General features: G+C 60.5%; 15 protein-coding genes and 1 pseudogene. 7 read left to right on the top strand and 9 right to left on the bottom strand.

Annotation, left to right across the window (positions count from 1 at the left end):
* Positions 1-36: 36 nt before the first annotated feature.
* Positions 37-1,125, top strand: coding sequence for a tRNA epoxyqueuosine(34) reductase QueG (queG, locus tag ACIPL2_RS29140; protein WP_401362520.1), 1,089 nt, complete (start codon positions 37-39; stop codon positions 1,123-1,125).
* 19 nt (positions 1,126-1,144) lie between these two features.
* Here the strand turns inward: queG and ACIPL2_RS29135 are convergent.
* From ACIPL2_RS29135 to orn, 3 genes and pseudogenes are all read right to left on the bottom strand, one after another.
* Positions 1,145-1,321: pseudogene (locus ACIPL2_RS29135) on the bottom strand (cell filamentation protein Fic); the annotation flags it as partial.
* Between the two features lie 188 nt (positions 1,322-1,509).
* Positions 1,510-2,121: a trimeric intracellular cation channel family protein gene (locus ACIPL2_RS29130; protein WP_059405822.1), complete on the bottom strand. Its 612-nt coding sequence runs from the start codon at positions 2,119-2,121 to the stop codon at positions 1,510-1,512.
* 224 nt (positions 2,122-2,345) lie between these two features.
* Positions 2,346-2,888 (bottom strand): oligoribonuclease, encoded by a 543-nt coding sequence (orn, locus tag ACIPL2_RS29125; RefSeq protein ID WP_401362518.1) that lies wholly within the window; start codon positions 2,886-2,888, stop codon positions 2,346-2,348.
* A gap of 107 nt (positions 2,889-2,995) precedes the next feature.
* Between orn and rsgA the strand changes: the two genes are divergently transcribed.
* Positions 2,996-4,027 (top strand): small ribosomal subunit biogenesis GTPase RsgA, encoded by a 1,032-nt coding sequence (gene rsgA / locus ACIPL2_RS29120; protein WP_401362515.1) that lies wholly within the window; start codon positions 2,996-2,998, stop codon positions 4,025-4,027.
* An 88-nt stretch (positions 4,028-4,115) separates the two neighbouring features.
* Here rsgA and ACIPL2_RS29115 read toward each other — a convergent pair whose 3' ends face one another.
* The 3 genes from ACIPL2_RS29115 to motA all read right to left on the bottom strand — a co-directional run bounded on the left by ACIPL2_RS29115 (position 4,116) and on the right by motA (position 7,021).
* Complete coding sequence (locus ACIPL2_RS29115; RefSeq protein WP_401362512.1) at positions 4,116-4,385, bottom strand: hypothetical protein; 270 nt, start codon at positions 4,383-4,385, stop codon at positions 4,116-4,118.
* Positions 4,386-5,152: 767 nt separating this feature from the next.
* A complete protein-coding gene (motB, locus tag ACIPL2_RS29110; protein WP_401362510.1) occupies positions 5,153-6,166 on the bottom strand; it encodes a flagellar motor protein MotB in 1,014 nt (337 codons plus the stop codon).
* Between the two features lie 3 nt (positions 6,167-6,169).
* On the bottom strand, positions 6,170-7,021 hold the full coding sequence (motA, locus tag ACIPL2_RS29105; RefSeq protein ID WP_401362508.1) for a flagellar motor stator protein MotA: 852 nt from the start codon (positions 7,019-7,021) through the stop codon (positions 6,170-6,172).
* Between the two features lie 166 nt (positions 7,022-7,187).
* Between motA and ACIPL2_RS29100 the strand changes: the two genes are divergently transcribed.
* The 4 genes from ACIPL2_RS29100 (at position 7,188) to ACIPL2_RS29085 (ending at position 12,415) form a co-directional block, all read left to right on the top strand.
* Positions 7,188-8,726: an HDOD domain-containing protein gene (locus ACIPL2_RS29100; protein WP_401362505.1), complete on the top strand. Its 1,539-nt coding sequence runs from the start codon at positions 7,188-7,190 to the stop codon at positions 8,724-8,726.
* 42 nt (positions 8,727-8,768) lie between these two features.
* Positions 8,769-9,584 carry a rhodanese-like domain-containing protein gene (locus ACIPL2_RS29095; RefSeq protein ID WP_401362502.1) on the top strand — a complete coding sequence of 272 codons (816 nt, stop codon included), beginning with the start codon at positions 8,769-8,771 and terminating at the stop codon, positions 9,582-9,584.
* 18 nt (positions 9,585-9,602) lie between these two features.
* Complete coding sequence (asd, locus tag ACIPL2_RS29090) at positions 9,603-10,463, top strand: archaetidylserine decarboxylase (RefSeq protein WP_401362499.1); 861 nt, start codon at positions 9,603-9,605, stop codon at positions 10,461-10,463.
* Between the two features lie 179 nt (positions 10,464-10,642).
* Positions 10,643-12,415, top strand: a complete 1,773-nt coding sequence (locus ACIPL2_RS29085; protein WP_401362497.1) for a molecular chaperone — start codon at positions 10,643-10,645, stop codon at positions 12,413-12,415.
* 113 nt (positions 12,416-12,528) lie between these two features.
* On the opposite strand, the gene serB is transcribed toward ACIPL2_RS29085, so the two are convergent.
* Positions 12,529-13,743 (bottom strand): phosphoserine phosphatase SerB, encoded by a 1,215-nt coding sequence (serB, locus tag ACIPL2_RS29080; RefSeq protein ID WP_008153333.1) that lies wholly within the window; start codon positions 13,741-13,743, stop codon positions 12,529-12,531.
* Positions 13,744-13,878: 135 nt separating this feature from the next.
* Here serB and ACIPL2_RS29075 point away from each other — a divergent pair, with 135 nt between their 5' ends.
* On the top strand, positions 13,879-15,393 hold the full coding sequence (locus ACIPL2_RS29075) for an AhpA/YtjB family protein (RefSeq protein ID WP_401362493.1): 1,515 nt from the start codon (positions 13,879-13,881) through the stop codon (positions 15,391-15,393).
* A gap of 229 nt (positions 15,394-15,622) precedes the next feature.
* On the opposite strand, the gene ACIPL2_RS29070 is transcribed toward ACIPL2_RS29075, so the two are convergent.
* Together ACIPL2_RS29070 and parC are read right to left on the bottom strand one after the other, a co-directional pair.
* Positions 15,623-16,336 carry a membrane integrity-associated transporter subunit PqiC gene (locus ACIPL2_RS29070; protein ID WP_401362490.1) on the bottom strand — a complete coding sequence of 238 codons (714 nt, stop codon included), beginning with the start codon at positions 16,334-16,336 and terminating at the stop codon, positions 15,623-15,625.
* Between the two features lie 176 nt (positions 16,337-16,512).
* Positions 16,513-18,780, bottom strand: coding sequence for a DNA topoisomerase IV subunit A (gene parC / locus ACIPL2_RS29065; protein ID WP_401362487.1), 2,268 nt, complete (start codon positions 18,778-18,780; stop codon positions 16,513-16,515).
* Positions 18,781-18,786: the final 6 nt, after the last annotated feature.

Below are 18,786 nucleotides of genomic sequence, written 5' to 3'. Positions count from 1 at the left end.
AATTATACGCACCTCAGCTCCGGTTTCTCTCGCCTCATGCCCGCAATTACCACAGACCTGCCCGCCCTCGCCCAATCCATCAAGGATTGGGGTCGTGAGCTGGGTTTCCAGCAAGTCGGCATTAGCGGCCTCGACCTGGCCGAGCATGAGCAGCACCTGGAGCGCTGGCTCGAAGCCGGCTACCACGGCGAAATGGACTACATGGGCGCCCACGGCAGCAAACGCTCGCATCCGGAAGAATTGGTGCCGGGCACTTTGCGCGTGGTTTCGTTGCGCATGGACTACCTGTCGGGCGACACCAAAATGGCGCAATTGCTGGCCCAACCGGAAAAAGCCTACGTCTCGCGTTATGCCCTGGGCCGCGATTACCACAAATTAATTCGTAAGCGCGTGCAACATCTGGCCGAAAAGATTCAAGCCGTCATCGGCCCCTTCGGCTACCGCGCCTTCGTCGACAGTGCCCCGGTGCTGGAAAAAGCCATCGCGGAAAAGGCCGGCCTGGGCTGGATCGGCAAAAACACCCTGGTCTTGAATCGCAAGGCCGGCAGCTATTTCTTCCTCGCCGAACTGTTCGTCGATTTACCGCTGCCGGTGGACGCGCCCCACGCCACCGAACACTGCGGCCGCTGCACCGCGTGCCTCGACATCTGCCCGACCAACGCCTTCGTCGGCCCCTATGTACTGGACGCCCGGCGCTGTATTTCCTACCTGACCATCGAGCTCAAAGGCGCCATTCCCGAAGACCTGCGACCGCTGATTGGCAACCGAGTATTTGGCTGCGATGACTGCCAGATCGTCTGCCCATGGAACCGCTTCGCCCGCCCCTCCGGCGAAAGCGACTTCAAGCCCCGGCACAACCTGGACAACGCGGAACTGGCCGAATTGTTCATGTGGGACGAGGAAAAGTTTCTCGGCAACACCGAAGGTTCGCCTTTGCGGCGCGCCGGTTATGACAGTTGGCTGCGTAATCTGGCGGTGGGGCTGGGCAATGCGCCTTCAACCATTCCGGTGCTGGAAGCGTTGAAAGCGCGACGCGAGTACCCGTCGGAAATGGTCCGGGAACACGTTGAGTGGGCACTGAAGCAACACGAGCAGCGCGCGGACAACGCTGGATCTCTCCGTTAAGAGACGCAGCGAAATAGGTTCAAGGTTGCAGATCAACACCCGATGGCTTTATCCACTTGGCGCTACGCCCCTTTCCAGTCGACTCAATTAGTCCTTCAGCTTTCAATGAGCGTAAGACCATACGCACAGTGTCACGACTCACGCCAGGGCAAGCCTCTTCAAGCTCTGTAATTGAAAAAGGCAAAATGCGCTTCAACGCCATGTCGACCATAGCTATGAGCGTCAGATGTGAAGCAACCCCACGCTAAACAGGGTAATCCATTAACGAATTACCCTATTTAAGATCTTTTCACCCCATTTAAACCACGTAGACCACACGACTTCTTCTTAGACAGGATATTTCGACGCTCACCTCTATTCAGTGACCACATCGTGCCGCTGAAATCAGGCTTCGTCGTTATAGACGAACTTGGGCATTTCCCAGTGGAAACGGATGGCCAGCAGGCGCAGCAGGAAGCCGCCAAACAAGGTGATCAGGATCGCTTGTTCGCCTGGCACTTGCAGGTAGATGCAGAGCATGTAGCACCACGCCGCCGCGAACGAGACGCTGGCGTAGAGCTCGCGGCGGAAGATCAGCGGGATGTCGTTGCAGAAGATGTCCCGCAGGATGCCGCCGAAAACCCCGGTGATTACGCCGCTGACCGAGGCCACGAGCATGCCGTGGCCCATTTCCAGGGCGGTCATGCAGCCGATCAGGGTGAACGCCACCAGGCCCACGGCGTCGAGCACCAGAAACAGTGAGCGCAAGTGGCGCATCCAGCGTGCAGCAAAGACTGTGAACATCGCCGCGACCGAGGTCAGCACCAGGTATTCCGGGTGTTTGACCCAGGTCAGCGGGTAATGGCCGAGCAACACGTCGCGCACCGAGCCGCCACCGAGGGCGGTAACGCAGGCGATCAGCACCACGCCAAACCAGTCCATCCCGCGACGGCCGGCGGACAGGGCACCGGTCATGGCTTCGGCGGTAATGGCAATCAGGTAAAGCATCAGCAACATGGTGGCGGTCCTTGCAGGAAGGCGCGCAGTCTAGCCACTTCGAGGCGGCACCAAAAGAGGGCAAGGAACAGCACCGAGAACCTGTGGCGAGGGAGCTTGCTCCCGCTCGACTGCGAAGCAGTCGTAAAACCTGCGAATGCAATGTGGTTGGAAGAATGCAGGGGAGTGCTTCGCACTCCAGCGGGAGCAAGCTCCCTCGCCACAAAAGCCCTCGCCACGCAGAATCAGAACTTGATGAAGTGCTTGCGGTAGTGCTGCAGTTCGGCGATCGATTCGCGGATGTCGTCCAGTGCCAGGTGGGTGCTGCCCTTTTTGAAGCTGTCGCGCACGTCCGGCGCCCAGCGTGCGGCCAACTCTTTAAGCGTCGACACGTCGAGGTTGCGGTAGTGAAAGAAGCTTTCCAGGGATTTCATGTGGGTATAGAGGAAACGACGGTCCTGGCAGATGCTGTTGCCGCAGATCGGCGACTTGCCCTTCGGCACCCATTTTTTCAGGAAGGCGATGGTTTCGGCTTCGGCTTCGGCCATGCTGATGCGGCTGTCGCGAACCCGTTGGGTCAGCCCGGAGCCGCCGTGTTGACGGGTATTCCACTCGTCCATGCCGGCGAGGATTGCATCGCTGTGGTGGATGGCGATCACCGGACCTTCGGCCAAGGTGTTCAAGTCACTGTCGGTGACGATGGTGGCCATTTCGATGATGACGTCGGTATCCGGGTTCAGACCGGTCATTTCCAGGTCGATCCAGATCAGATTCTGTGGGTTTTGCATGTGTCGGCTCCTAGGCAATGCTGCGCAGTTTAGCCTAGGCAAGTGGCCGGGCGTGCTAAACTCGCGGCCGTTTTACCTAATCGCTGCATTCTTGATACGGAACACCCATGGCCAAACGCCAACTCAATCGTCGTCAAAACTGGCGCATCGAAAAGATTCAGGGCGAGCGCGCTGCCCGCGCCGCCAAACGCGAGTCCTCGGCTGTCGAGGCACTTGAAGGTGGCGACCTGGGTCCGGAACAGACGGGCCTGGTGATCGCGCACTTCGGTGTGCAAGTCGAAGTCGAAGCGCTCGATGGCGAGTTGGCCGGCCAGGTGTTCCGCTGTCACTTGCGCGCCAACCTGCCTGCGCTGGTGACCGGCGATCAGGTGGTCTGGCGTGCCGGCAACCAGGGCATCGGCGTGATCGTGGCGCAACTGCCACGTAAAACCGAACTCTGCCGCCCGGACAGCCGTGGTCAGCTCAAGCCGGTGGCGGCCAACGTCGACATGATCGTCATTGTCTTCGCCCCGCTGCCCGAGCCCCACGCCAACCTGATCGACCGCTACCTCGTCGCCGCCGAGCATGCGGGCATTCGTCCGTTGCTGCTGCTGAACAAGTTCGATCTGATCGACGAGCAAAACGCCCCGGCGCTGAATGCCCTGCTGGCGGTTTACCGTACGCTGGGTTATCCGGTGCTGGAAGTGTCGGCACATCACGGCAATGGCATGGAGCTATTGCAGGCACAACTGGACGGGCACATCAGCGTGTTCGTCGGCCAGTCCGGCGTCGGCAAATCCTCGTTGGTCAACACCCTGTTGCCTGAAGTCGAAGCCCGTGTCGGCCCGCTGTCCGAGCTGTCCGGCCAGGGCACTCACACCACGACCACCGCGCGGTTGTTCCACTTCCCCGGTGGCGGTGAGTTGATCGACTCCCCGGGTATCCGCGAATTCGGCCTGGGCCACGTCAGCCGCGCCGACGTCGAAGCCGGCTTCATCGAGTTCAACGACTTGATCGGTACCTGCCGCTTCCGCGACTGCAAACATGACCGCGAGCCGGGTTGCGCTCTGCTCAAAGCTCTCGAAGAAGGCCGCGTGCAGCAGCAACGGATGAACAGCTACCGCTCGATCATCGCCAGTTTGCCGGAAAGCAGCTATTAAGTAGCCTGGATCATTTTCGTGATGCCACGAAAATGATCGGCAGCTTCCCGCGTAAAAAAGCCGCGATCATCTCGCGGCTTTTTTGTTTTCAGCGTGCGGCTTTTTCCAGCGTCCACCCCAGCACATCCAAAGCATCACAGCCATCCTGGATCAACATGTGCGCAGCATTGGCGAAATGCTCCAGGTCCTGTCCTTCGGCTTCTTTGACGCACAGGCAGGTGACGCTGTTGAGCAGATTGCGCGCGGCTTTGAGTCGGTGGACGGCAGTTTCAAGAAGATCGGAAGCGCGGGCTTCGGTGTCGATGTACAGCGTCGGGCCGACGCTGAAGTTGCCTTGGAGCGGGTGGTATTTAGGCATGACTTGAATCTCATCTGATAGGTGAAACTCCCACCCTTTCGTGGCTAAACGAATTGGGGTGGTAGCTGTACGCGGGTTAGCCAACCGGACAGATGAACCCGGCACACCCGAAGGTGTCCCACGCACAGCCACCATAGACATGTAGATGTCAGGCAGCAAAAAGCGCCGCGATTATACGGGCGCTTGTGCATCATCTGTTACGACTGGCTAAAGTCGATCACCGATTCGTCGGCGACGGACAAACTATAGGCGAGCCTTAAGCGAAGAAAAACCCGGTTTATACGTCTCGGAGACTTCCTACACCTTTCTCGGACATGCCCTCACTCCTTGATTTTTACCGCAATCAGAAGATCTTAAATGCGCAGCGTTTATCCTGTTTAAACGCGTCATCGTTAACGACCTTCGCGAGCAAGCTCGCTCCCACAGGGAAACGCATGCGCTGAAATCAGGCCGGCCGGTAGGCCGCCGTGCTTTTGATCTTGACGCACCGCCCCCTCACGCCCTGAGCCTGTCCGTCAACCTGTGACCACCTCCATCGGCGCCTCTACCAACGTTGATCCACGCCGCGTTAATGCCTGCAAGTAAGCCTTTTCGTCATAGACGGTGCTGGTTTTCCAGCACTGATAGACGATTCTGATCCACTTAAAAGCGAGTGCTCTCAGGGCCGCCTTCGCTGGCAAGCCAGCTCCTACAAGGGGCCGCGTCTGGCTTCCAAACCAGTGAAAGCCGCAAAAAAAAGCCGACATCACTGTCGGCTTTTTTGTGGGTCACTGCTTCGGTGGTTCTGCGGGCTTCGGGTTATCGAACAGATTCAGACGTTCGCGCAACTCGTGGGCTGGCAAAGGTTCTTTATCCGCCGGCAGCGCATTTGGATCCGCGGGCACTTCACCCGGGCCACCTTGCCCTTGCGTCGGCTCCGGAACCGGTTCTGCACCTTGTGAACCTTCAATGGCGCGCTGGGCTTTCTTGGTCAGCACGACGATGTCGATACGACGGTTGACCGGGTTGAACGGGTTCTCCCGATCAAACAACGCCGACGAGGCATAACCGACAACCCGTGCCACCTGCGCTTCCGGATAACTGCCGGCGACCAGCGCACGGCGTGCGGCGTTGGCACGGTTGGCCGAGAGTTCCCAGTTACCGAAATCGCCGGTACCGGTGTACGGCTTGGCATCGGTGTGGCCGCTGATGCTGATCTTGTTCGGCACCGCTTTGATGGTGTCGGCCATGGCCAGCAGGATGTCTTCGAAATACGGTTTCAGACGCGCACTGCCGGAGTCAAACATCGGCCGGTTTTCGGCGTCCACGATCTGGATGCGCAAACCGTCCGGGGTGATTTCGAACAGGATCTGGTCTTTGAATTTCTTCAGTTGCGGGTTCTCTTCGACCTTGTTCTGCAGCTCTTGCAGCAACAGTTCGAGGCGTTCTTTCTCGACCTGCTCGGCCATGCCTTCGACCTGTTCGGTGTCGATGGTCACTTTGTCCGGTTGCGGCTGGGATTTCACCTCGGGGTTGAGGGTGTTCTCCGGCGCCAGGGTCGGCGTGCCGCCCAGGTCGATGATGTACGGCGTGCCGCTTTCGGAAAAACCGACCGGGTCCTTGAAGTAACCGGCGATGGCGATCTTCTGTTCTGGTGTGGCAGTAGAGAGCAGCCACAGCACCAGGAAGAACGCCATCATCGCCGTCGCGAAGTCGGCGAAGGCGATTTTCCAGGCGCCCCCGTGATGTCCGGCGGCGATGCGCTTGACGCGCTTGATGATTATCGGCTGGTTATTTTCCATGGCTTAGCGACCACGAACCGCTTGTTCCAGCTCAGCGAAGCTAGGACGGTGCGCCGGGTACAGGACCTTGCGGCCGAACTCCACCGCCAGCGATGGCGGCATGCCCGAAGCTGAAGCGACCAGCGAGGCCTTGATGGCTTCGTAGACGTTCAGTTCTTCCTTGGCATCGTGGGCCAGGGAATGGGCCAGCGGACCGAAGAAACCGTAGGCCGCGAGAATACCGAAGAAGGTACCCACGAGTGCCGCACCGACGTGCAGGCCGATGGATTTCTGGTCGCCTTCGCCCAGGGAAGCCATGGTCACCACGATCCCCAGTACCGCCGCGACAATACCGAAACCGGGCATGGCGTCAGCGATGCCGTTGACAGCGTGGGACGGGTGCTCCAGGTCTTCCTTGAGGCTGTAGAGCTCCATGTCGAACAGGCCTTCCAGCTCATGGGGAGCCATGTTGCCGGAGGACATGATGCGCAGGTAATCGCAGATGAATGCGGTCATGCGGTCATCTTTCAGAACCGTCGGGTACTTGGCGAAGATCGGGCTCGCCGCGGCATCTTCGATGTCGCCTTCAATCGCCATCATGCCTTCGCGGCGGCTCTTGTTGAGAATCTCGTAGATCAGGCCCAGCACTTCCAGATAGAACGTGTGGTTGAAGCGCGAACTGAACATGCCCAAGGACTTCTTGAGCACGTGCATCGTCATGTAACCGGGGTTGGCCTGCAGGAATGCGCCGAGCGCCGCGCCACCGATAATCAGCACCTCGAAGGGCTGGATCAGGGCGGCAATTTTGCCGTGGGAGAGCACGTATCCGCCGAGCACGCTCGCGAATACGACGATGATGCCGATTATTTTAGCCATAGGTAGGAGAGCACTTACTGAGTCGGGTTCAAGGTCATATTCGGAAGTTAAAAAATCTCTTCTTCTACTTATCGGCAAAACTGCGCCAGACTAAAGCCAGTTCAGGCGAAAAGCCAATTAAGCCCGCTCCGGGCACAGGTAATGCAGACGGTGATCGCGTCCAACCATGGCTAATGAAACGAACGTTCCAACTCCAAAACCGACCACGCTCGAAGGCTGGGTCAAGCTTCTCGATGGCGTGCGCCTGCCGGTTCCGCAAGTCAGTCATGACCGCGTCTGCAAGGCCCTCGCCAACAGTCGCAGTTCGTTGCGTGATATCGCCGAACTGATGCAGGACAGCCCGGCCCTGGCCTTGAGCGTGATTCGCGAAGCCAACCGGCACACCCATGGCAGCATGACCGAGCCGGCGGAAAACCTTGAGGTGGCGATCAATCGCCTCGGTTTGAAACGCACCGAAGAACTGCTTGCCCGCCTGCCCGCCCAGCCTCAGTCCGAGATCCCGCTGGCCCTGCGCCAACTGCAGCTGATCAGCCAGCACGCGACCCAACAGGCCAACGGTTTTTTTGCCAGTCGCCTGGCGCGGCTGTGGCAGGACATTCATTGGGGCAGCCTGCTGTTTCTTTCGCCGCTCTGGCCGTTGGCACTGACGCATCCGCAATTGCTCGAAGAATGGGAGCTGCGGGTCATCCATAAAGGCGAGTCGGCGCGCACAGTCGAAAAGCAATTGTTTGGCGTGCGCCTGCTGGAAATCGGCTTGGCGCTGGTGGACATCTGGCGCCTGCCGATCTGGGTCCAGCAAGGCTATCGACTGTTGCTCAACGAACAACGGGAGCTGGTCAAAGTCCTGCGCATCGCGCGTGACAGCGAACATCCGTTGCGTCAGCAAAACCGCCTCGATGACGATCCGTCCCTGCGCCGCTGGCTCAATCAACCGGCCAACACCGTGCTGCTGGCCAATGGTCTGGCGCTGTCGGCGCAACAGGCCTGGGACAGTCCGCACAGTGAGCGCTGGCAATACCTGACCAGCCTTTACCTGCAAATGCCGATGGACGAGGTGCAGCAGCAGTTGCACCAACAGGCCGCGAACAGTGCCCGTTATCACGCCATGCCCGACCTGTGGCACCCGGCGGTGTCGCTGATCTGGCCGTGGGGCGTGAACCGCATCCATGCCGGCTTGCTGCCGGCCCCGGCACCGACCGCCGAAGACCTGGCGAAGTGGCGCAAGCAATGTGCCGAGTTGCTGGTCGAGCCGAGTCGCTTCACCAATGCCATGCACTTGACCACTTCTGCGCGGGACGCATTAGTCGCGTGCGGCATGCGTCGGGTGATGATCCTGATGGCCGACCGCACGCACGCCAATCTGCGCGTGCACCAGATCGCCGGGCTGCCGAAAGACGCGGCGGGCCTGAATTTCCTGGTCAGCCAGAGCACCGTGCTGCAACGCTTGCTCTCGCAGCAAGCGCAGGTGCGACTGACACCGGCCAACAACGCGCAATTCTCGGCGCTGCTGCCGGCGAGCCTGCGTTCACAGTTCGGCGGCGAACACCTGCTGCTGCGCTCACTGGTCAATAATGGTCGGGTGATCATGATTGTGGTGGCGGATCAGGGCGGCGGGCCGTTCTCGGAAATCACCGTGCAAGCCTTCGGTAAAACCGCGCAATGCATAGAGAAAGCGCTGCATAGCTTTAGCACCCGCGGCCAATGAGGCTGCGCTACAATCCTCCCCTTTGTGCTCTGGAGACCTCACATGTCTGACTTCTCTGGCTTGCCGCTGGTCATCGAGCCGAGCGACTTGCTCCCGCGTCTCGACGCCCGCGAACTGATTCTGGTGGACCTGACCAGCAGCGCCCGCTATGCCGAAGGGCATCTTCCCGGTGCGCGCTTTGTTGATCCAAAGCGCACTCAGCTGGGTCAGGCGCCGGCGCCAGGCCTGCTGCCGACCCACGCCGCGCTTGAAGCATTGTTCGGCGAACTGGGGCACAACCCCGATGCGGTCTACGTCGTTTATGACGACGAAGGCGGCGGTTGGGCCGGGCGCTTTATCTGGCTGCTGGATGTCATCGGCCACAACAAGTACCACTATGTCGACGGTGGCCTGAAGGCCTGGCTGGCGGAAGGCTTGCCGATGTCGATCCAGATTCCGCCAGCGGTCGGTGGCCCGGTCGCCCTGACGTTGCACGATGAGCCCACCGCGACCCGCGAGTACCTGCAATGCCGTCTCGGCGCCGCCGACCTGGCGATCTGGGATGCACGCGGGCCGCTGGAGTACTCCGGCGAGAAAGTCCTGGCGGCCAAGGCCGGGCACATTCCGGGCGCGGTCAATTTCGAATGGACCGCCGGCATGGATCAAACGCGCAATCTGCGCATCCGCACCGACATGCCGCAAATCCTCGAACAACTCGGCATCACCAAAGACAAAGAAGTGATTACCCACTGCCAGACTCACCATCGATCTGGCTTCACCTATCTGGTGGCCAAATCCCTCGGTTATCCGCGGGTCAAAGGCTACGCCGGTTCCTGGGGCGAATGGGGCAACCATCCCGATACGCCCGTAGAGATTTAAGGTTTTTAAGGACAGTTAATGAATAAGCGTTTGTTTATCTTCAGCCAATACTTGCTGCCCCATCACCTGCTGTCGCGACTGGCCGGCTGCATTGCCGAATGCCGCGTGCGCTGGTTCAAGAATGCCTTTACCGCCTGGTTCGCCAAGCGCTATCAGGTGGACATGTCCCAGGCACTGGTCGAAGACCTGACGGCTTATGAGCACTTCAATGCGTTCTTCACTCGCGCATTGAAAGACGGCGCTCGCCCGCTGGACGAAACCCCGGGTGCGATCCTCAGCCCGGCCGACGGCGCCGTCAGCCAGCTCGGCCCGATCGAGCACGGCCGTGTGTTCCAGGCCAAGGGCCACAGCTTCAGTGTGTTGGAATTGCTGGGCGGTGATGCCGCGAATGCCGCGCCGTTCATGGGTGGCGACTTCGCGACTATTTACCTGTCGCCGAAGGACTATCACCGCGTGCACATGCCATTGGCCGGCACCTTGCGTGAAATGGTCTACATTCCGGGCCGGATCTTCTCGGTCAACCAGACCACCGCTGAAAACGTCCCGGAACTGTTCGCCCGCAACGAGCGCGTGGCGTGCATTTTCGACACCGAGCGCGGGCCGATGGCCGTGGTGCTGGTGGGCGCGATGATCGTTGCATCGATCGAAACGGTCTGGGCCGGCTTGGTGACACCGCCAAAGCGCGAGCTGAAAACCTTCCGTTACGACGAAGCAGCGCGCGCACCGATCCATCTGGAGAAAGGTGCAGAACTGGGTCGCTTCAAACTGGGCTCGACCGCTGTCGTGCTGTTCGGCCCGGATCAGGTCAAGTGGGCGGAAGAATTGGCGGCCGGTTCGCCAGTGCAGATGGGCCAGGGCATGGGCCTGCCAAACGCCTGATTCCCTGATTAACTCCGCGAAAAATTTTCGTGGGGTTGACCCCGCCCCTGTAGGAGCGAGGCTTGCCCGCGAAGGCGTCCTTAAGATCGCCTTCGCGAGCAAGCTTCGCTCCTACAGGGCCATTGCTGCTACAGTCAGGTCATTCACTGCCCATTTCCCGGTTGGAGTTTGTCCACGGCATGAATGAAACCAGTCCTCACCTGCTGCTACGCGCCCCGCTCCCGACGCAGTTACGCCTGTCGTTCTGTGAGCCCACCCCGCGCGACCTCAAGCGCTGGATCGCCGACCTGCCCAAAGCCAATATTGGCGAAACCGCTCGCCAGTTGTATCAAGGCTTGAGCGAACTCAATCAATTGCTCACACCCAGTGATAACCGCCTGCAACTGCTCGAACTGTTGCGGCCCGAGGTGTATTACGTCTGCAAACACCTGGAGCGGCATTTTTTGCATCAGGCGATTGTCCTCGACGAGCGCTCCCGCAAGATCGCCAACCTCTGCCAGGCGCTGCAAAGTCACTTGGCGATCGGCTATAAGCAGATTGTCGTGCGCATCACCCCGCGCTTCACCAAGGACCGTGCGCCGCTGCTGGCCCAAGCGCTGCAACGGGCGATCCATTGCCTTAACGGCCCGCTGATTCGCTCGACCCAACTCTATTGCCCGGTGCCGGAAGGCCTGTGGCTGGAGCTGCATCAGCTGTATCGGATCGCCTGCGCGTACCGGCTCCAGCACCTGAGCCTGCGCGATGAACTGGCCAGCCAGACGCCCAACCTGAGCGCCGAACAGACTTACGTGGTCGCTTTGCTGCTGGGCGCCTCGCGCTGTAATCAGCTGCGCCAGAACCAGATCGCCCGGCTGGCCGAGGTGCTGGAGCCCTGGAGCAAATGGATCAAGCTACAACCGGGCCAACCGGCTGATGGACTGTTTGCGATCGCACCCGACCTCGACAGCGGGCCGCGTTACCGCTCCAGGTTTGAGGCCGAGCAGCAGGCGAGTTTGCTCGGGATCGATCCGCAGCCGTTGGTCGCCGCCATCGAGGCGCACCTGCAAAAAACCGAAACCTCATCACCACTGCCGGTACCGACGGGATTGAGCCTGGACACCCTGCAACATCTGCAGGCCGCTTGGGGTCAGGCCGCCGAGCGCGGCTTCCAGCGCACCGCCAGCCAAGGCACCTTGACCCTGTGCGTGGGCATGAGCGCGCTGCATTATTATCTCGGCGGCCAACGCTCGTTCAGCGACATTTTGAAAACCCCCGGTGTGCGCCCCGCGCAGTTTTCGGTGACCGCGCCTGCGGGCCGGGAAAAAGATCAATGGCACCACGCTTTTGATGCGGCACCCCATGGCAACGCGAGCGCACTGCTGCCCTACGAAGAAATCGAGTACCCGCAGCTTCAGAACGATGACAGCCATGAGGCGGCCGATCGCAATCGACAATTTGTGACGTATGCCCTGCCGGTGATCAATCACAGTCCTGGCGGTTATTGCCTGGCCTGGCCTGGCGCGGTGCCTGCCGAGTTGCAGGCTGGCGAAATGATCGGCATCGAAGATTCCGCCGGTCAGGGCTGGAGCATTGCCGTGGTGCGGTGGATTCGCCAGGTGCGTGGCGGCGGTACGCAAATGGGCATCGAACAGGTCGCGCCTTACGCCGAGCCTTGCGGCCTGCAACTGATGCGCACCCGTGATGAGCACAGCCATTACCTGCGCGGCCTGTTGTTGCCCGCGATCAGCGCGATCGACCTGCCGGCCACCCTGCTCGCCCCTCGACTGCCCTTCGAGGAAGGCAACAAGGTGATCATCAATACCAATGGCGAGGAACGCCGGGCGGGGCTGGATCGGCGGCTGGCGAGCACCAACAGCTTCAATCAGTTTGCCTATCGGCCGCTGGAAAACGCCGCAGGGAGCGGCGCGGTCGGTGCTGAAGAGGATTTTGATTCGTTGTGGAAGTCGTTGTGAGTCTGTGAAACCGCAGCGCGGCCTTCGCGGGCAAGCCTCGCTCCTACACAATCACCGCGTACCTGTAGGAGCGAGGCTTGCCCGCAAAGGGTCCCTACCAATCAACACAAATCTCAGAGCTGCCCGTCACGATCCCGAAAGCCCAGCAGGTACAGCACGCCATCCAGACCAAGGGTGGAAATCGCCTGCTTCGCCGACTGTTTGACCAGCGGCTTGGCGCGGAACGCCACGCCCAGCCCGGCAATCGCCAGCATCGGCAAGTCGTTGGCGCCGTCGCCGACCGCGATGGTCTGCTCCAGACGCAAACCTTCCTTGTGCGCCAGCTCCTTCAGCAGATCGGCCTTGCGCTGCGCATCGACAATCGGCTCGACCGCTACGCCCGTCACCTTGCCGTCGACCACTTCCAGTTCGTTGGCGAACACGTAATCGATGCCCAACTTGGCCTGCAATTGCTTGGCGAAGTAGGTGAAGCCGCCCGACAGAATGGCGGTCTTGTAACCCAGGCGTTTGAGTTCGGCGAACAGGGTTTCGGCGCCTTCGGTCAGGCGCAGCGACGCGCCGATCGAATCCAGCACACTGACGTCCAGCCCTTTGAGCAAGGCCAGGCGCTCCTTGAAGCTGGCGCGGAAGTCCAGTTCACCGGCCATTGCCCGTTCGGTGATTGCAGACACCTGATCACCGACGCCGGCCGCTTTGGCCAGCTCGTCGATGACTTCGGCTTCGATCAGCGTCGAGTCCATGTCGAACACCGCCAGCCGGCGGTTACGGCGGAACAGCGAATCTTCCTGGAACGCGATGTCGACGTTCAGTTCCTGCGCGACGCTGAGGAATTCGGCGCGCAGCGCCTGCGGATCAGCCGCTTCGCCACGCACGGAAAACTCGATGCAGCCCTTGCCCTGATCGGCCGGGGTGTCCAGCGGCATGCGCCCGGACAGACGATCGATATGGTCGATGTTCAGGCCATATTTGGCGGTGATCGAGCTCACCGCCTGCAATTGCCCGGCAGTCACTTTGCGGGTCAGCAGGGTCACGATGTGGCGTTTTTTACCCTGATTGCCGACCCACTGCTGATAATCCTCTTCGGACACCGGCGTGAAACGCACCTGTTGATCGAGCTTGTACGCCGTGAACAGGATGTCCTTGAGCACCGACTTGCCTTGCTCGGTGTCAGGAATTTCAACCAGGATGCCGAACGACAGCGTGTCGTGGATGACCGCCTGACCGATGTCGAGAATGTTCACACCACCCTGGGCCAGAACGCCGGTAATGGCCGCAGTCAGACCCGGACGGTCGACTCCCGTGATGTTTATCAGGACGATTTCGCGCAAGGCGCACCCCCGCAGGTGGAAAAAAACCGCATTCTACCCACATTCAGTGACCATCGGGCACCGTGAGCGCTTTGCCGGCCTAGGGCCTGTCGCTATACTGCGCGTCAACTTCACGGACAAAAGAGCCGAGCTCAAGTGAACCGGCCCACGCCAGTAAAAACCGATAACTTCTTTCTGCTGATCTTCCGTGCACTGCGCCACCGCCGTGTACCGATTGCATTGCGCATTGCCAGCCATAACGTGATCCTGGTCGCTCTGGCCCTGGTGATTTATGCCTGTGTGATGGGTTTGCAGTTCAAGCAGGCCATGCACGAGCAGGCGGATGCCCTGGGCGAGAGCCTGACCACGCAGACCGCCACGTCGGCCACGGAGCTGTTGGTGTCCAACGACATCCTCAGCCTCAACGTACTGCTCAACAACCTGACCAAAAACAAGTTGGTGGCCCACGCCGCCATCTATAGCGTGGATAATCGCATCCTCGCCGAAGCCGGTCAGCGCCCCAAGCATAGCCTGCTGGGCGAAGCCGAAGGCATGTACCAGAGCAAGATCACCTTCCAGGACGTGACCGCCGGGCAACTGCGCATCAGCCTGGACATGGATCAGTTCCAGCAGCCGATGACCATCAGCCTGCAAAGCATGGGCATTCTCAGCGCGATTCTGTTGGCGCTGTCCCTGGCCTTGAGCTTGCGCCTGGGTCGGCACATCTCCACGCCGCTCCTGCAATTGCGCGTGTGGCTGCGCAATATCGACGAATACACCCCGGGCACCGAGCGTCAGGATGAAATCGGCGACCTGGCCCGCCAGCTTCACGCCAACTTCGCGCCTGAGCCGGCCGAGCCGGAGCCTGAACCCGAATTCGAAGACGTCGACGATACCGATCCGGCCTTCGAAGTGCGTAACCTGCGGGATCCGAGCTTCGATGAAAGCAAGCCTGTGGCCGGCCTCAAGCCTGCGCCCCGGCACATTGTCAGCACCGTTGAAGACGATGACGACGATGAAGATCCGTTTGCCGATCTTCGCGATGACTCGGCCGTTACCGTGCCGAAACCGGTCGCCAAACCCGTCGTCTCGAACGTGCCACAGCACAGCGCGGTCCTGGCCGTGCAACTGGGCGCTCAGGATCAGCTGCGTCGTCTGCCCCGCACGCGCCTGGAAGAACTGCTCAAACGCTATCGCGATTGCCTCGATCAGGCCGCCTCGCTCTACCAGAGTGAGCTGCACACCCTGAACGATGGCAGCACGCTGATGCTGTTCCACACCGAAGACAGCGGCGACGACTACCTGACCAACGCCATTTGCTGCGGCGAGTTGCTGCGGGCGCTGGGCCATCAGTTGCAGATCGAAGTCGCCGACAGCGGCATCACCCTGCAATTGCAGCTGGGCCTGACCCTGGGCGACGAGTTGTTCGGCCTGAGCCAGATCGATCTGCTGCTGACCGAGGCCGCTCAAGACGCCCTGGCCCTGTCGCAACACAGCCGCAACCTGCTGCTGGTGGAGCGCAAGATCGGTGACGACGCGCTGATCCGCCAACGTGCGCGGATCCGCCCGATCGCCAGCCCTGAAGGTGCTTGCTGCGTGGAGCGGCTGATGGAGCCTTACCCGTCGATGCTCGAGCGGCAACTGGCGCGGATGCACGAACGCCGGGCGTAATCGCCTCGATATGAAGAAGCCCGCAGATGAGTGATTGTCTGCGGGCTTTTTTGTGGCCTGTCCCGACGCCTTCGCGGGCAAGCCTCGCTCCTACAGGTATTCGCGAACGACTCTACCCCTGTAGGAGCGAGGCTTGCCCGCGAAGAGGCCATCAGCAGCGATAAAAGTCTAACCCGCAGAAACGACAAAGCCCGCATCACTGCGGGCTTTGCTTCGAATCAATCCAGGCTTAGAACCTGAAGACTTCCATATCGGTGCGGATCGGCGAGGCCATCGGGATCTTTGGCTGCTTTTCCTGTTCTGCCGCAGGCGCCACAGGCTTGGCAGCCGGCTTGCGTGGGGCTTCGGCGATCGGCGGCTGATTGGCCAGCGGCTTCAACGCCACCGACAGCTGCTGGGCCAGACGCTGCAGCAATACACCTTGCGCCTGAACCTGAGCCGCCGTGCCACCAGCGTGCTGTTCCTGCAAATGAATGATGCGGTTATCACGCACCTGGCCACGACGGTCGATCAAACGCCATTGCGCATCCAGGATCGCCGGTTGCGATTCACCCGAATCCAGACGCGTGATGGTCAGCAAGACCTGAACATCCGGTGTGAAACCCAATGTCGCTGGCGCCAGCACCACTCGCTGACTGTCCAGGTGACCCGCGACCTGACGCAGCAACAGCTGATCGATGTCCGAAGACAGGCTACCCGCCCAACGACCGTCCGTCGACGCTTGCAGGCTGCCATCCGGTTGCCGCTGCAACAGCGTTTCGCGTTGCAGGTAATCGGCCACCGTTACAGGGCCCAACAATACGGCCATGCCCGCGCTTTGCGCAGGCTGAACCGGACTTCCGCTGTCCAGTTGATACAGCGACACCGGCTGGTGAACGCTGCAACCCGCCAGGCCAAGTACGCCGGCGAGCATCAAAATAAAAGGAAGGCGCAGAGCAGTCATCGTCCCGTCCAGGTGGTTGCCACAAGGCTAACCACAGTGAAAATACTCAATAAATATGAAGAACGCTCGGCCACGCCGGCGCTTGAAAGGCCATATCATCCGTGAATATGCGTTCCGACTCCAGCGCCAAAGTGTCGATCTACGCGTTAAATCGTAGATCGAGCGCTCTGGGACGCCTAATTGAGGTTTTCGACGAGCAGCGCATCTACCCGCTGAAAGCCACGTGGCAGTTTGTTACCACGACGCCCGCGCTCACCTTTGTAGTGTTCGAGGTCGTCCGCTTTCAGTGACAAGGTACGTTTCCCGGCCTGTAGCACTAACGTGGCACCCTCCGGCAATACAGCGATGTCCGTGACATATTCTTCGCGACTGGCCACACGCTCACCGTTAATCCCGATGATTTTGTTGCCTTTGCCCTTACCTAATTGTGGCAGATCGCTGATCTTGAAGATCAGCAGGCGACCTTCGGTGGTCACCGAAGCCAGCCAATTGTTCTCGCGATCGCTCACCGGGCGCGGAAGAATCACTTTCGAGTTGTTCGGCAAGCTCAACAACGCCTTGCCCGCCTTGTTCTTGGCTTGCAGGTCTTCACCCTTGACCACAAAACCGTATCCGGCGTCGGAGGCGATCACGTACAGCGAATCGTCTTCCGGCATCAGCACGCATTCGAAGCTCGCCCCCGGTGGCGGCGTCAGACGACCGGTCAGCGGTTCGCCCTGGCCACGGGCCGATGGCAACGTGTGCGCGGCCACCGAATAACTGCGACCGGTGGAGTCGATAAACACCGCGAACTGGTTGGAGCGTCCCGCCGACAAGGCCTTGAAGCCATCCCCGGCCTTGTAGGACAGCCCGGTGGCGTCGATTTCGTGGCCCTTGGCCGAACGGACCCAGCCTTTTTCCGACAGTACGACAGTCACTTTCTCGTTCGGCAGCAGATCGTGTTCGGTCAAGGCCTTAGCCTCGGCGCGCTCGACGATTGGCGAACGACGGTCGTCGCCGTAGGTTTCGGCGTCCTTGATCAGCTCGGTGCGCACCAGTTTTTTCAGCTTGGCTTCGCTGCTCAGCAGCGCTTGCAGCTTGGCTTGTTCCTTGAGCAGTTCATCCTGCTCGGCCCGCAGCTTCATTTCTTCCAGTCGCGCCAACTGACGCAGACGGGTGTCGAGAATGTAGTCGGCCTGGATTTCGCTGAGGGCGAAACGCTCGATCAGCGCGGCTTTCGGGTGCTCCTCGGTACGGATGATGTGGATCACTTCATCCAGGTTGAGGTAGGCAATCAGCAAACCGTCCAACAGGTGCAGGCGACGCTCGACCTTGTCGAGGCGGAATTGCAGGCGACGACGCACGGTCTGGACCCGGAACTCCAGCCATTCCACCAGCAATGCCCGCAGGTTCTTCAGTTGCGGCTTGCCGTCGAGGCCGATGATGTTGATGTTGACCCGGTAGCTCGACTCCAGCTCAGTGCTGGCGAACAGGTGAGTCATCAACGCGTCGTGGTCGAAATTCTTCCGGACGCCCGGAATGATCACGATCCGGCACGGGTTTTCGTGGTCGGATTCGTCGCGCAGGTCAGCGATCTGCGGGGCTTTGGACGGCTTGGCCTGCATCATCGCGGCGATCTGCTCCAGCACCTTGGCGCCGGAGACTTGATGCGGCAGCGCGGTGACGATGATGTCGCCGTCTTCGATGTGGTACACGGCGCGCATGCGCACCGAGCCCTTGCCGGTCTCGTACATTTTCAGCAGGTCGGCGCGCGGCGTGATGATTTCCGCTTCGGTCGGGTAATCCGGGCCCTGGATGTGTTCACAGAGCTGTTCGACCGTGGCTTTCGGCTCGTCGAGCAAGCGCACGCACGCCGTCGCGACTTCGCGCAGGTTGTGCGGCGGCACGTCGGTGGCCATGCCCACGGCGATACCGGTGGTGCCGTTGAGCAAAATGTTCGGCAAACGCGCGGGCAACACCAGCGGCTCTTCGAGCGTACCGTCGAAGTTCGGGCCCCAGTCCGCGGTGCCCTGGCCCAGCTCGCTGAGCAGCACTTCGGAATAACGTGACAGCCGCGCTTCGGTGTAACGCATGGCGGCGAAGGACTTGGGATCGTCCGGCGCACCCCAGTTACCCTGGCCGTCGACCAGCGTGTAGCGATAGCTGAATGGCTGGGCCATCAGGACCATGGCTTCGTAGCAGGCCGAATCGCCGTGCGGGTGGAACTTGCCGAGCACGTCACCGACGGTACGCGCCGACTTCTTGTGCTTGGAATCAGCGTCCAGCCCCAACTCGCTCATCGCATAGATGATGCGCCGCTGTACCGGCTTCAGGCCGTCGCCGATATGCGGCAAGGCACGGTCCATGATCACGTACATGGAGTAGTTGAGGTAGGCATTTTCGGTGAAGTCAGCCAGTGACCGGCGCTCTACACCGTCCAGGCTGAGATCAAGGGAGTCGCTCATGCGGGC

The organism is Pseudomonas sp. NPDC086251, assembly GCF_044746405.1.
GTDB lineage: Bacteria > Pseudomonadota > Gammaproteobacteria > Pseudomonadales > Pseudomonadaceae > Aquipseudomonas.
Note: the sequence above shows the minus strand (reverse complement) of the source record. Positions and strands in the feature narration are given on the sequence as shown.

Excerpts from the sequence above, each read along its gene's own strand:
- queG (WP_401362520.1), top strand. The coding sequence starts at position 37 with ATGCCCGCAATTACCACAGACCTGCCCGCCCTCGCCCAATCCATCAAG.
- motB (WP_401362510.1), bottom strand. The coding sequence starts at position 6,166 with ATGGAAAATAACCAGCCGATAATCATCAAGCGCGTCAAGCGCATCGCC.
- parC (WP_401362487.1), bottom strand. The coding sequence starts at position 18,780 with ATGAGCGACTCCCTTGATCTCAGCCTGGACGGTGTAGAGCGCCGGTCA.
- ACIPL2_RS29115 (WP_401362512.1), bottom strand. The coding sequence starts at position 4,385 with ATGCCTAAATACCACCCGCTCCAAGGCAACTTCAGCGTCGGCCCGACG.
- ACIPL2_RS29130 (WP_059405822.1), bottom strand. The coding sequence starts at position 2,121 with ATGTTGCTGATGCTTTACCTGATTGCCATTACCGCCGAAGCCATGACC.
- motA (WP_401362508.1), bottom strand. The coding sequence starts at position 7,021 with ATGGCTAAAATAATCGGCATCATCGTCGTATTCGCGAGCGTGCTCGGC.
- ACIPL2_RS29070 (WP_401362490.1), bottom strand. The coding sequence starts at position 16,336 with ATGACTGCTCTGCGCCTTCCTTTTATTTTGATGCTCGCCGGCGTACTT.
- ACIPL2_RS29085 (WP_401362497.1), top strand. The coding sequence starts at position 10,643 with ATGAATGAAACCAGTCCTCACCTGCTGCTACGCGCCCCGCTCCCGACG.
- rsgA (WP_401362515.1), top strand. The coding sequence starts at position 2,996 with ATGGCCAAACGCCAACTCAATCGTCGTCAAAACTGGCGCATCGAAAAG.
- ACIPL2_RS29095 (WP_401362502.1), top strand. The coding sequence starts at position 8,769 with ATGTCTGACTTCTCTGGCTTGCCGCTGGTCATCGAGCCGAGCGACTTG.
- orn (WP_401362518.1), bottom strand. The coding sequence starts at position 2,888 with ATGCAAAACCCACAGAATCTGATCTGGATCGACCTGGAAATGACCGGT.
- ACIPL2_RS29100 (WP_401362505.1), top strand. The coding sequence starts at position 7,188 with ATGGCTAATGAAACGAACGTTCCAACTCCAAAACCGACCACGCTCGAA.
- asd (WP_401362499.1), top strand. The coding sequence starts at position 9,603 with ATGAATAAGCGTTTGTTTATCTTCAGCCAATACTTGCTGCCCCATCAC.